Source organism: Cupriavidus sp. KB_39, assembly GCF_052114485.1.
Lineage (GTDB): Bacteria > Pseudomonadota > Gammaproteobacteria > Burkholderiales > Burkholderiaceae > Cupriavidus.
On record NZ_JBFREV010000064.1, the window covers coordinates 1 to 11,962 of the forward strand.

General features: G+C 68.5%; 10 protein-coding genes and 1 pseudogene. 6 read left to right on the forward strand and 5 right to left on the reverse strand.

All coding sequences use genetic code 11. From position 1 onward, the window contains the following. A pseudogene (locus tag AB4Z27_RS27505) lies at positions 1-189 on the forward strand (hypothetical protein); the annotation flags it as partial. 218 nt (positions 190-407) lie between these two features. On the opposite strand, the gene AB4Z27_RS27510 reads toward AB4Z27_RS27505, so the two are convergent. The 4 genes from AB4Z27_RS27510 to AB4Z27_RS27525 form a co-directional block, all read right to left on the reverse strand. Next, positions 408-728, reverse strand: coding sequence for a DUF6587 family protein (locus AB4Z27_RS27510; RefSeq protein ID WP_092294303.1), 321 nt, complete (start codon positions 726-728; stop codon positions 408-410). 42 nt (positions 729-770) lie between these two features. Next, on the reverse strand, positions 771-2,636 hold the full coding sequence (gene feoB, locus AB4Z27_RS27515) for a ferrous iron transport protein B (RefSeq protein WP_092294305.1): 1,866 nt from the start codon (positions 2,634-2,636) through the stop codon (positions 771-773). 37 nt (positions 2,637-2,673) lie between these two features. Then, the gene (locus AB4Z27_RS27520; protein ID WP_092294307.1) at positions 2,674-2,976 is read right to left on the reverse strand and encodes a FeoA family protein; all 303 of its coding nucleotides are present in this window, start codon (positions 2,974-2,976) and stop codon (positions 2,674-2,676) included. 361 nt (positions 2,977-3,337) lie between these two features. Further along, positions 3,338-4,231, reverse strand: coding sequence for a LysR substrate-binding domain-containing protein (locus AB4Z27_RS27525; RefSeq protein WP_092294309.1), 894 nt, complete (start codon positions 4,229-4,231; stop codon positions 3,338-3,340). Positions 4,232-4,323: 92 nt separating this feature from the next. Here AB4Z27_RS27525 and AB4Z27_RS27530 point away from each other — a divergent pair, with 92 nt between their 5' ends. Genes AB4Z27_RS27530 through AB4Z27_RS27540 form a run of 3 tightly spaced genes read left to right on the forward strand, consistent with a single transcriptional unit; the run spans position 4,324 to position 8,391 of the window. Beyond that, positions 4,324-6,132 (forward strand): acyl-CoA dehydrogenase family protein, encoded by a 1,809-nt coding sequence (locus tag AB4Z27_RS27530; RefSeq protein ID WP_092294311.1) that lies wholly within the window; start codon positions 4,324-4,326, stop codon positions 6,130-6,132. A gap of 60 nt (positions 6,133-6,192) precedes the next feature. Next, positions 6,193-7,200, forward strand: coding sequence for a Bug family tripartite tricarboxylate transporter substrate binding protein (locus AB4Z27_RS27535; protein ID WP_092294313.1), 1,008 nt, complete (start codon positions 6,193-6,195; stop codon positions 7,198-7,200). A gap of 45 nt (positions 7,201-7,245) precedes the next feature. Beyond that, complete coding sequence (locus AB4Z27_RS27540) at positions 7,246-8,391, forward strand: CaiB/BaiF CoA transferase family protein (protein WP_092294315.1); 1,146 nt, start codon at positions 7,246-7,248, stop codon at positions 8,389-8,391. 85 nt (positions 8,392-8,476) lie between these two features. On the opposite strand, the gene AB4Z27_RS27545 is transcribed toward AB4Z27_RS27540, so the two are convergent. Then, positions 8,477-9,568, reverse strand: coding sequence for an AI-2E family transporter (locus AB4Z27_RS27545; RefSeq protein ID WP_092294317.1), 1,092 nt, complete (start codon positions 9,566-9,568; stop codon positions 8,477-8,479). A gap of 159 nt (positions 9,569-9,727) precedes the next feature. Here AB4Z27_RS27545 and AB4Z27_RS27550 point away from each other — a divergent pair, with 159 nt between their 5' ends. Together AB4Z27_RS27550 and eutC are read left to right on the forward strand one after the other, a co-directional pair. Then, positions 9,728-11,110: an ethanolamine ammonia-lyase subunit EutB gene (locus tag AB4Z27_RS27550; RefSeq protein ID WP_441645768.1), complete on the forward strand. Its 1,383-nt coding sequence runs from the start codon at positions 9,728-9,730 to the stop codon at positions 11,108-11,110. Between the two features lie 18 nt (positions 11,111-11,128). Further along, positions 11,129-11,896, forward strand: coding sequence for an ethanolamine ammonia-lyase subunit EutC (eutC, locus tag AB4Z27_RS27555; protein WP_441645769.1), 768 nt, complete (start codon positions 11,129-11,131; stop codon positions 11,894-11,896). Positions 11,897-11,962: the final 66 nt, after the last annotated feature.

Below are 11,962 nucleotides of genomic sequence, written 5' to 3' on the forward strand. Positions count from 1 at the left end.
TCGCCGTGCTTTGGCAGCTGGGCGTGGTCTACTGCCAGCAGCAACATCATCCTGAACCAGGTGGTGATCGCGCCGAACTCGGCATCGATCACGCCGCTCGCCAACGGGCCGTTCACGGTGACCGCGCGCTGCACGGCCGGACCCGAGGCAATGCCTGTGTCGATCACGCTGGCCGGCGTGGTGCAGTAAATCGGCTGGACGATGGAACCCGCCGCGCTTCCCGCGCGGCGGGTTTTTTCTTTGCCCGTTGCGGATGCAGGACGGCGGCGGGCGTACCCGTTTCTGCGGGCGTCGGACGGGTCTGGCGGGACGAGCGTACCCGTTTCTGCGTGCAGCGATCCGGGGTCAGAATGCAAAAACGGCGGTCGCAAGGACCGCCGTTCTTTGTCGGGATGGGCTCTGCGCCGTCAGGATTTGCGCACGAACCGGATGATCTGCTCGTTCTCCGGCGGGGCCGAGGCCGAGGCCGCAGGGGACGTATTCGACCCGCACGTGCCGCAGCCGCTATTCGTCTCGCACCCGGAGGCGCAACCGGCGGCGGCCTGCGGCGCCAGACGCCGCGCCAGCCATGCGCGCCAGCCGGTGGCGCCGGCGCCACCCAGGCGCACGGCCAGGGACGCCTTCACGCGTTCCCGCGTGCGCGGCATGTAGCGGCCCGTCACGTGGACCGCGCAAGCCGCCACGATCAGCGCGACCACCAGGATTTCGAAGGCGTGATAGAGCGTCATGGCCGTTGGACCCAAGTCGGTGTCGCCAGTTTCAACCTCGTCTCAACCAAATGCCAGCGCCGCACGATACGTGATGAACGACGCGAGGTAGGCCAGCCCCGTCAGGTAGGCCGCCGAAGCCGCCATCACCGCCCAGGAGTTGGTCTCGCGCCGGATCACCGCCAGCGTGGAAATGCACTGCGGCGCAAACACGTACCACGCCAGCAGGGACAGCGCCGTGGCCAGCGACCACTGCGCGGCAATCATCGGCGCCAGTTGCACGGCCACCGCGTCGTCGCTGCCCGAGAGCGCATAGACCGTGGCGAGTGCGCCAACCGCCACTTCGCGTGCGGCCAGACCCGGCACCAGTGCGATACAGATCTGCCAGTTGAAGCCGATCGGCGCGAATACATGTTGCAGCGCCCGGCCGAGCATGCCGGCGAAGCTGTAGTCGATGGCCGGCAGCGTGGCGCCTTCCGGCGGCGACGGGAACGTGGCCAGGAACCACAGCAGCACGGTCAGYGTCAGGATCACCTTGCCCACGCGCGACAGGAAGATCCGGGCACGCTCCCACAGGCCGATSGCGATGTCGCGCGGATTCGGAATCCGGTACGACGGCAGTTCCATCAGCAGCGGATGGTCGGTACGGTCACGGCGGAAGAACTTGAGCACATAGGCCACCACCAGGGCGCTGACGATGCCGGCCACGTACAGCGCGAACAGCACCAGGCCCTGCAGGTTGAACAGGCCGGCCACGGTGCGTTCGGGGATGAACGCGCCGATCAGCAGCGCATACACCGGCAGCCGCGCCGAGCAGGTCATCAGCGGCGCCACCAGGATGGTGGTCAGCCGGTCGCGCGGGTCCTGGATGGTCCGCGTGGCCATGATCCCTGGAATCGCGCAGGCGAAGCTCGACAGCAGCGGGATGAACGAGCGCCCCGAGAGCCCCGCGCCCATCATCAGGCGGTCCAGCAGGAAGGCGGCGCGCGGCAGGTAGCCCGACTCCTCCAGCGTGAGAATGAAGAGGAACAGGATCAGGATCTGCGGCAGGAACACGATCACGCTGCCCAGGCCGGCGATCAGTCCATCGACGATCAGGCTGTGCAACAGGCCAGCGGGCAGCCAGCCGCCCACGACCTCGCCGGCCAGGTGCACGGCGCCTTCGATGCCGTCCATGAGCGGCTCGGCCCACGAGAACACGGCCTGGAACATGAAGAACAGCAGCACGGCCAGGATGACCAGGCCGAACACCGGGTGCAGGATCACGCGGTCGAGCGCGTCATCGAGCCTTGCGGTGCGCGTCGGCATGGTCACGGCGGTGTCCAGCAGGCGCTTGACCTCGGCGTGCGTGTCCAGCTCGGACATCGCCTCCACGGACTGCGGCGGCACCGGCGGGGCTGGCGGCAGCACGCCGTCGAGCAGGTCGATCAGCGCCGCGGCGCCATCGCGCTTGACCGCCACGGTCTGCACCACGGGTACGCCGAGCGCCTGCGACAGCGCGTCGCGGTCGATCAGGATGCCGCGTTTTGCCGCGGCATCGCTCATATTGAGCACCACCACCATCGGCACGCCSAGCCGGCGCAGTTCCAGCACGAAGCGCAGGTGCAGGCGCAGGTTGGTGGCATCGACCACCGAGACGATSAGGTCCGGACGCGGCTCGCCGGGRCGCTGGCCCATGCAGACCTCGCGCGTGATCGCCTCGTCCAGGCTGGCCGCGTGCAGGCTGTACGCGCCCGGCAGGTCCAGGATGCGCACGCTGCGGCCGGCTGGCGAGACGAACTGGCCTTCCTTGCGCTCGACGGTCACGCCGGCGTAGTTGGCCACCTTCTGGCGGCTGCCGGTCAGGCGGTTGAACAGTGCGGTCTTGCCGCAATTGGGATTGCCCACCAGCGCAATGCGCAGGGCGGATGGAGGTTGTGCGACGGACATGTTGGCAGGGGGTCCTGATCGGCCTGTGGCAACGCCCTCAGGCGATGCGCTGGGCGGCGGAGGCGTCGGGCTGGGTAGCCGGGGCGATGCTGGAAACGGTGGCGCTTACCACTTCCACGGTGATGCGGGCCGCTTCGGCGCGGCGCAGCGCAAAGCGCGTGAAGCCGACCTGCGCCACCAGCGGGTCTTTGCCGAAGGGGCCGAACGCGATGATCTGCACCGCTTCGCCCGGCACAAAACCGAGATCGCGCAGGCGGCGCGAGATGGGATCGTTCGCGGTGGCATCGTCCACCGATTTCACAACGGCGGCCGTGCGCCGGGGCAGTTCAGACAACCGCATAGGTTTCCAGTGCGCAGGCAGGATCGCCGCCCCGCGAAGGTAAATAAAAATCGTTCTCGATTGTATAGCATTCGTGCGGCTTCGGCGCCGAAGCCATACCGGATCGCGGCAGAAGCCGTCCGTTTTCGTACGCGGGGGCGTTTCCTCCACGTCCGCGCGCGGGCTAGGGATTACGCCAGTATTCGCACTAATCTGGGGCCCGGGCGCCGGCATTCCATCGAATACCGCATTTGTGGTATTGGTCCGCCGGGAGGGGGGCGCTATGCTCCAGACACGCTGAACACCCCGTTCCACGCGTACTTCAGAGCCACTGGTCCTTGGACCGGTGGCTTTTTCTTTGGCGCACATTGCGCACCGGATTCTAAACGCCGGCCTGCGCGGCGGCCAGCCGGATGGTGTCGACGAAGTGGTCGCGCGCCGGATGATCAGGCGCCCGCTTCCACACGCAATAGACCTCGGACGGCACCGTGGCATCGGCCAGCGGCCGGAAGGTCGCCCCCGCCATGCCCGAGCGCGCAAGTGCCGCCGGCACCACAGCCACGCCCATCCCCTGCGACACCAGCGACACCACGGACAGCCAGTGCCGCATCTCGTGCCGCACCTGCGGATAGAAGCCCTGCGCGGCGCACATCTCGAAGATCCGGTTGTAATAGTCGGGCGACGCCTTGCGCGAAAACAGCACGAAGGGCTCGCCGCGCAGGTCGGTCAGCGCCACCTCGGCCCGTGGGGCCAGCGGGTGGCCTGCCGGCATGCAGCAGACAAAGGGCTCGCGATGGGCCAGCTCGGTGGCCAGTTCATCGGGCACCCGGCTGGTGTGGATGAAGCCCGCGTCGAGTTCGCCGTGTAGCAGGGCGTCGATCTGCTCCTGCGAGTTGAGTTCCGTCAACGCCACCTGGATGCCGGGGTAGCGGTGCTGGAACTCGTGCAGGCGCTGGGGCAGGCCCCGGTACAGCATCGAGCCGACAAAGCCGACGCGCAGCCGGCCCACCGCGCCCGCCTCGATCTCCCGGGCCAGCTGGCGCGCCGACTCGGCCTGCGCCAGCAGCGCCGTGGCCGACTCCTTGAACGCGCGCCCCGCCGCCGTCAGCCGCACGCCGCGGCTGTCGCGCTCGAACAGCCGCGCCCCCACCGATGCCTCCAGTTGCTGGATGTTGAGCGAAAGCGGCGGCTGGGAGATCGACAGCCGCCGCGCGGCGCGGCCGAAGTGCAGTTCCTCGGCCAGCACGAGGAAATAGCGCAGATGACGGAATTCCATGGCGATATAAATTTTGTATGGATCAAGCCAATTTTAGAATTAGACACGAATCGTTGGCGTTCGAATAATGRATCCCAAACAAGGAGACAGCCATGCCGACCAGCGCCGCCCGGATTCCGTCCGCTTCTTTGACCGATTCGCGAGATTCGTCTCAAGATATCGCCCATCCGGTACCGGACCGGCACGGCACGAGCCTGTTCACGGCCGACCCGGACCTGCGCGCGCTGCTGCCGCTCTACCTGCCGGCCGACCTGTTCAATCACCTGCTGCCGCATCTTGAGCGCATGGGCGCGCTGGCGGGTGGCGTGCTCGATACCCTCGCCAATGTGGCGGATCATGCACCACCCACGCTCTCCCATCGCACTCGCACCGGCCTCGACGCGCAGGCCATCCACAAGGATCCTGCCTATATAGAACTGGAGAAAGTGGCGTTCGCCGAATTCGGCCTCGCCGCGGCCTCCCATCGCGGCGGCGTGCTCGGCTGGGACAAGCCCATGCCGCCTGCGGCGAAGTACGCACTGACTTATCTGTTCGTCCAGGCCGAGTTCGGGCTGTGCTGCCCGCTGTCGATGACGGACTCGCTGACCCGCACGCTGCGCAAGTTCGGCGACCCGGCGCTGGTGGAACGCTATCTGCCCAACCTGACCACGCAGGTCTTCGACGACCTGTACCAGGGCGCGATGTTCATGACCGAGCAGGGCGCCGGCTCCGACGTGGCGGCCACCGCCACGCGCGCGATTCGGGACGACAGCGTGGAAGGCGGCTGGCGGCTGGTAGGCGACAAGTGGTTCTGCTCCAACCCGGACGCCGCCCTGGCCATGGTGCTGGCCCGCATGGAGGAGCCGGACGGCACGGCCACACCGGGCATCAAGGGTGTCTCGCTGTTCCTGCTGCCGCGCACGCTGGCCGATGGCAGCGCCAACCACTATCGGATCATCCGTCTCAAGGACAAGCTCGGCACGCGCTCGATGGCCAGCGGCGAGATCCGGCTCGAAGGCGCGCACGCGTGGCTGGTGGGCGAGCCGGGCCGGGGCTTCGTGCAGATGGCGGACATGATCAACAACTCGCGGCTCTCCAACGGCGTGCGGGCGGCCGGGCTGATGCGCCGCGCGCTGACCGAGGGGCAGTTCATCGCCCGGGAACGGCGCGCGTTCGGCAAGCGGCTGGTGGACATGCCGCTGATGCGTCGGCAGCTGCTCAAGCTCACGCTGCCCACCGAGCAGGCCCGCACGATGGTGTTCCAGACCGCCGAGGCRCTGCGCCGCGCCGACGCSGGCGAGGCCGATGCCTACCCGCTGATGCGCGTGCTGACGCCRCTGATCAAGTTCCGCGCCTGCCGTGACGCRCGCAAGGTCACCGGCGACGCYATGGAGATCCGCGGCGGCTGCGGCTATATCGAGGAATGGAGCGACCCGCGCCTCGTCCGCGATGCGCACCTGGGGTCGATCTGGGAGGGTACGAGCAATATCGTCGCGCTGGATGTGCTGCGCGCCATCCGCCGCGAGGGCTCGCTGCCCGTGCTCCAGACGTATCTGGCTGGCCTGCTGGCCGATACGCCGATGCATGCCACGGCTCGGGCCACCTTCGCGCAGGCCATCGCCAACGCCGCCGCGCTGGCTGCACGCGCCGCCGAGGCCGGTGCCGAAGGCGATGAGCTGGCCCGCCAGGCCGCCTCCGCGCTGTACCACGTGACCAGCGCCGTGGCGATGGCGTGGGAAGCGGGCCGCATCGGCTCGGTCCGTCGCATGCGGCTGGCGCAACTGGTGCTGGTGTACCGCGTGCTGCCGCAGGACCCGCTGGCCGGCGGCGCCGAGCCGGCATGGCTGGCCGAGACTGTCGCGCCGCCCGAGGACGGCGCGCTGCGCCCCGCCGGCCAACTCGACGAGATCAACGTGTTTTGACCTGTTTTGACGTGTTCCTGCGTTCCAAATAGACAAAAAAGCCTCACCCGGAGACAAACCATGCCCCCCAAGCTTCATTGGCACCGCCGCGCGGCCCTGGCGGCCTTCACCGCGCTCGCCGCCGCCACGCTCGGCCTTGCCGCCGCGCCCGCCTTCGCCCAGAAGGACTTTCCGACCAAGCCGATCATGATGGTGGTGACCTACCCGCCGGGCGGCCCCACCGATGCGATGGCCCGCACACTGGCCGCCGCGCTCAAGAGCAGCCTGGGCCAGCCCGTGGTGGTGGAGAACCGCGCCGGCGCCGGCGGCAATATCGGCGCGGAGGCGGTGGCGCGCGCCGAGCCGGACGGCTACACGCTGATGTTCGGCACCTCGGCGCCGCTGGCCATCAACGTGAGCCTGTATCGGAAGATCAACTACGACCCGGTGAAGAGCTTCGCGCCGGTGATCCAGATCGGCCATCTGCCGAACGTGCTGGTGGTGAACGCCAACGTGCCGGCSAAGAACGTRCAGGAGCTGATTGCCTACGGCAAGGCGCATCCGGGCAAGCTGACCTATGCGTCGTCGGGCAACGGCGCGTCGTCGCATCTGGCCGGCGTGCTGTTCAACAACCTCGCCGGCACCGACTTCCAGCACATTCCGTACAAGGGCACCGGCCCGGCGCTCAATGACCTGCTGGGCGGGCAGGTCAGCATGACGTTCACCGACGTGCTGACCGCGCTGCCATTCATCAAGAGCGGCAAGGTGCGCGCGCTGGGCGTGACCACGCGCGGCCGCTCGCARGCGCTGCCTGACGTGCCGACCGTGGCCGAGCAGGGCGTGCCCGGCTTCGACGTGTCSGTGTTCTTCGGCGTGGTGGCGCCCGCCGGCACGCCGCCGGAGGTGATCCGCAAGCTCAACGGCGCCTTCGCCGAGGCGCTCAAGCAGCCCGAAGTCCGTCAGACGCTGGTGGCGCAGGGGCTGGAGTTCGCGCCGTCCACCTCGCCCGAGCAGCTCGGCGGCTTTGTGAAGTCGGAAGTCACCAAGTGGCGCGCCGTGGTACAAAAGTCGGGTGCGCAGCTCGACTGACGCGCGCAAGCCATCCAAAAAAACGATAGCGAGGTAGACACCATCATGACGACGCCCCCCACTCCCGGCGCGCTGGCCGGCATCCGCGTGGTTGATTTGTCGCGCATCCTGGGCGGGCCGTTCTGCGGCCAGATCCTGGGCGACCACGGCGCCGACGTGCTCAAGATCGAGCCACCGCAGGGCGACGACACGCGCACCTGGGGCCCGCCGTTCCGCGACGGCGTGGCGTCGTACTACTTCGGCCTGAACCGCAACAAGCGGGTGATGCGGCTGGACCTCACCGCCGATGCGGACCGCGAGGTGCTGCTGTCGCTGCTGGCCGAGGCCGATGTGATGGTCGAGAACTTCAAGACCGGCACGCTCGAGAAATGGGGGCTGGGCTACGACGTGCTGTCGCAGCGCTTTCCGCGCCTGGTGCACTGCCGGGTGTCCGGGTTTGGCGCCGATGGCCCGCTGGGCGGGCTGCCCGGCTACGACGCGGCGATCCAGGCCATGGCCGGCATCATGAGCATCAATGGCGAGGCCGATGGTGACCCGCTGCGCGCCGGCCTGCCCGTGGTGGACATGGTCACCGGCCTGAACGCGGCGCTGGGCGTGCTGCTGGCGCTGCAGGAGCGCGCGCGCAGCGGGCGCGGCCAGTTCGTCGAGGCGGCGCTGTACGACTCGGGGCTCTCGCTGCTGCATCCGCACGCGGCCAACTGGTTCATGAGTGGCAAGACACCGACACGCACCGGTAACGCCCATCCCAATATCTATCCGTACGACACGGTGGCCACGGCCACGGACCCGATCTTCCTGGCCGTGGGCAAYGATCGCCAGTTCCGTATCCTGTGCGAGCACCTCGGCGTGCCCGCGCTGGCCGATGACGAACGCTACGCCACCGCCGGCGCGCGCTCGGTCAATCGCGATTCGCTGAAAGTGGAACTGGAAGCGCGCATGGGCACGCATGATGGCAAGGCGCTGGCCGATGCCCTGGCGGCGGCCGGGGTGCCGTGCGCGCCGGTGCTGTCGGTGCCGGACGCCCTCCAGCATCCGCACACCGCGCACCGCGAGATGGTGGTGGAGATGCCCGGCGGCTACAAGGGCCTCGGCGCGCCGGTCAAGCTGAGCCGCACGCCGGCCACGTACCGCTACGCGCCCTTGGCGGAGGGCAACCAGTTCCTGCCGCGCGAGGCCGCGAACGAGGGCTGATCCGTCGCAATCTCATCGCGCGGCAACGGGAGCGTACCCGTTGCTGCGCATTGAATGCCAATGCATTCAACGAGTTAACAATCGCCTACACCAGCGCCGCCGTGGACAGTTCGCGCTTCACGTAGGCATAGAAGATCGGTCCCGCAATCACGCCGGGTATACCGTAGAGCGTCTCCATCACCAGCATCACCGTCAGCAGCTCCCACGCGGCCGCCTGTATACGCGCGCCGATGATGCGCGCGTTCAGGAAGTACTCGAGCTTGTGGATCACCACGAGGTATACCAGCGACACCACGGCAATCGGCAGGGACACCGACAGCGACGCCACGAAGATCGCCGTGTTCGAGATCAGGTTGCCGAGCACCGGCAGCAGCCCCGCGATGAACGTGATGGCCACSAGCGTCTTCGAGAGCGGCAGGTGCTGGCCGAACAACGGCATCACCACCAGCAGGTAGATCGCCGTCAGGATGGTGTTGATCAGCGAGATCTGCACCTGCGCGAAGATGAACTGCGAGAAGGCCACTTGCAGCGTGCTCGCACGGGCGATCAGTGCGCTGGCCAACGGACGGCGATTGGGGCGCGAGATGGCGCGGTACAGCGCTACCATCGCCCCGATCACGAAGCCGATCAGGATATGCAGCAGCGTGCGCAGGATGTCCGCGCCGAGCCGCTGCGCCATCTGGGCGTGCTCGCGCAGGGTGGTGATCAGCGTGGTGGCGAGTTCTTCCACGCCGCGCGGCAGGGAGTCGCTCACCCAGGGCGGCATCTGGTTGCGGGAGCGGTCGATGATGTCGGCGGCGTGGTCCATCAGCCGTTCGAGCGTGTTGCCGTCGCCGCTGATAAAGCGCACGAGCGCCCAGATGCCGCCGCTCAGGGCGAAGAGGATGATCGCGGACAGGATCAGCACGGCCAGCGCGTCCCGCCGGGAATGCCGTGTGAGGCGCGGGGCCAGCACTTCGACCAGCGAATACAGCAGCAGCCCGGACAGCAGGGCCGCCACGAGGTTGGCCTGCATCACCAGCAGGAGCGCGCCGGCGGTCAGCGCATATGACGCCGCCGTGACACTGAACCAGCTGCCCGGCGTCAGGCGCCGGACGGGGTGGAGCGGATCGGGGTTGGGCGTGCCGTCTCCGGTCTGGGGGCGGCCTGGCGTGCGGTCTTGTTCCACCTGCGGCATGTCTCGGCTGTCGCGTTCGCGTTGGGTTGAAGGGTTGGGCGCATCGATTGTCGGCGCGCGGCGCGCCAATAGCAAGTCACATCGGGCGTGAAACTTGCGTGCCAGCTCGCGTATATTGAAGTCACGCAGCGCACGCTTTCCTCCCGGAGATCTGACGCCATGCCCTTCACCCATACCGTCGGCACGCGCCGGCATGTCTTTGCCGACTTGCGCACGCTGCTGGCCCGGGCCAGCCCGGCGCGCTCGGGCGACGCGCTGGCCGGCATCGCCGCCGGGGACGAGGAGGAGCGCATGGCCGCGCGCATGGCGCTGGCGGATGTGCCGCTCGGACACTTCCTCTCCGAAGCGCTGATTCCCTATGAGGGCGACGAGGTCACGCGGTTGATCGTCGATCGCCACGATGCCGCCGCCTTCGCCGAGATCGGCGCGCTGACCGTGGGCGGTTTCCGGGACTGGCTGCTGCGCCACGAGACCGACGAGGCCACGCTGCGCCGCGTGGCGCCCGGCATCACGCCCGAGATGGCGGCGGCGGTCAGCAAGCTCATGCGCAATCAGGATTTGATCGCCGTGGCGCGCAAGTGCCGCGTGGTCACGCGGCTGCGCAGCACCATCGGCCTGCCAGGCAGGCTGGCCGTGCGCCTGCAGCCCAATCATCCCACCGACGACCCGCGCGGCATCGCCGCGTCCATCATCGACGGCCTGCTCTACGGCTGCGGGGACGCCACCATCGGCGTGAACCCGGCTGGCGATAACCTCGCCGCCATCGTCAAGCTGCTACGGCTGATCGACGATGCGCGCACGCGCTACGACGTGCCGACTCAGTCCTGCGTGCTGACCCACGTCACCAACACACTGCGGGCGATGGAACTGGGCGCGCCGGTGGACCTCGTGTTCCAGTCCGTGGCCGGCAGCCAGCGCGCCAACGAGGCGTTCGGCATCTCGCTGGCCCTGCTCGACGAAGCCCGGCAGGCGGCGCTGGCGCTGCAGCGCGGCACGGTGGGGGACAACGTCATGTACTTCGAGACCGGCCAGGGCAGCGCGCTGTCCGCCAACGCGCACCATGGCGTGGACCAGCAGACCATGGAGGCGCGCGCCTACGCCGTGGCGCGTGCGTTCGAGCCGCTGCTGGTGAATACCGTGGTCGGCTTCATCGGCCCCGAGTACCTGTACGACGGGAAGCAGATCATCCGCGCCGGGCTCGAAGACCATTTTTGCGGGAAGCTGCTGGGCGTGCCGATGGGCTGCGACGTCTGCTACACCAACCACGCCGAGGCCGACCAGGACGACATGGACACGCTGCTGACGCTGTTCGGCGTGGCCGGCATCAACTTCATCATGGGCGTGCCGGGCGCGGACGACATCATGCTCAACTACCAGAGCACGTCGTTCCACGATGCGCTGTACCTGCGCGAGGTGCTCGGCCTGCGCCCCGCGCCCGAGTTCGAAGCGTGGCTGCAACGGATGGGCATCCTCGACGATGCCGGCCGGGTGCTGGAGCCGGCCGCGCGCGCGCCCCTGCTGGACCTGGCGCGCACGCTGTAACGCACGATGGAGCCGATCATGCCCAAGCCGCCCRCCGACATCGATCCCTGGACCCAGTTGCGCCAGTACACCCGGGCGCGCGTGGCGCTGGGCCGCACSGGCCACGCGCAGAAGACSGGGGATGTGCTCGCCTTCGGCCTCGCCCACGCGCAGGCGCGTGACGCGGTGCACCTGCCGCTCGACGTCACGGCCCTCGACATGGCCTTGCAGGAGGCGGGACTTACCGCGCAGCACGTCCACAGCGCGGCACCGGACCGCGACCAATACCTCCGCCGCCCCGACCTCGGCCGCCGGCTGGACGCCGAAAGCCACGAWGCGCTGGCCAACGAGCGGCCCGCCCAGACCCCCGACGCCGTGTTCGTGATYGCYGACGGCCTCTCCGCGCTGGCCGCSCAACGCCACGCCGTGCCRCTGCTGCGCGCCGTGCTGGCGCGGCTGGCCGACTGGCACATCGGCCCGGTCGTGGTRGCCCGCCAGTCCCGCGTGGCCCTCGGCGACGAAATCGGMGATCTCCTAGGCGCCCGCCAGATCGTGATGYTGATCGGCGAACGGCCCGGCCTCAGCTCGCCGGATAGTCTTGGGATTTATCTGACCTACGACCCGAAGCCCGGACGGACCGACGCGCAGCGGAACTGCATCTCGAATGTCAGGCCGGAGGGATTGCCATACGCGACAGCGGCGGACAGGCTGGTGTTTTTGATGCGCGGCGCGGTGGCGCTGGGAAGGTCGGGGGTGGAGTTGAAGGAGGATAGTGAGGGGGGCGACCCCGTCGGGCTGCCGGGCTAGCGGGAAAACGCCCTGCCGGCGTATTTCAGGGTTTTACGATTGTAGTGGTTCGCTCGTCGCTTTTAG

Excerpts from the sequence above, each read along its gene's own strand:
- AB4Z27_RS27520 (WP_092294307.1), bottom strand. The coding sequence starts at position 2,976 with ATGCGGTTGTCTGAACTGCCCCGGCGCACGGCCGCCGTTGTGAAATCG.
- AB4Z27_RS27550 (WP_441645768.1), top strand. The coding sequence starts at position 9,728 with ATGCCCTTCACCCATACCGTCGGCACGCGCCGGCATGTCTTTGCCGAC.
- AB4Z27_RS27525 (WP_092294309.1), bottom strand. The coding sequence starts at position 4,231 with ATGGAATTCCGTCATCTGCGCTATTTCCTCGTGCTGGCCGAGGAACTG.
- AB4Z27_RS27510 (WP_092294303.1), bottom strand. The coding sequence starts at position 728 with ATGACGCTCTATCACGCCTTCGAAATCCTGGTGGTCGCGCTGATCGTG.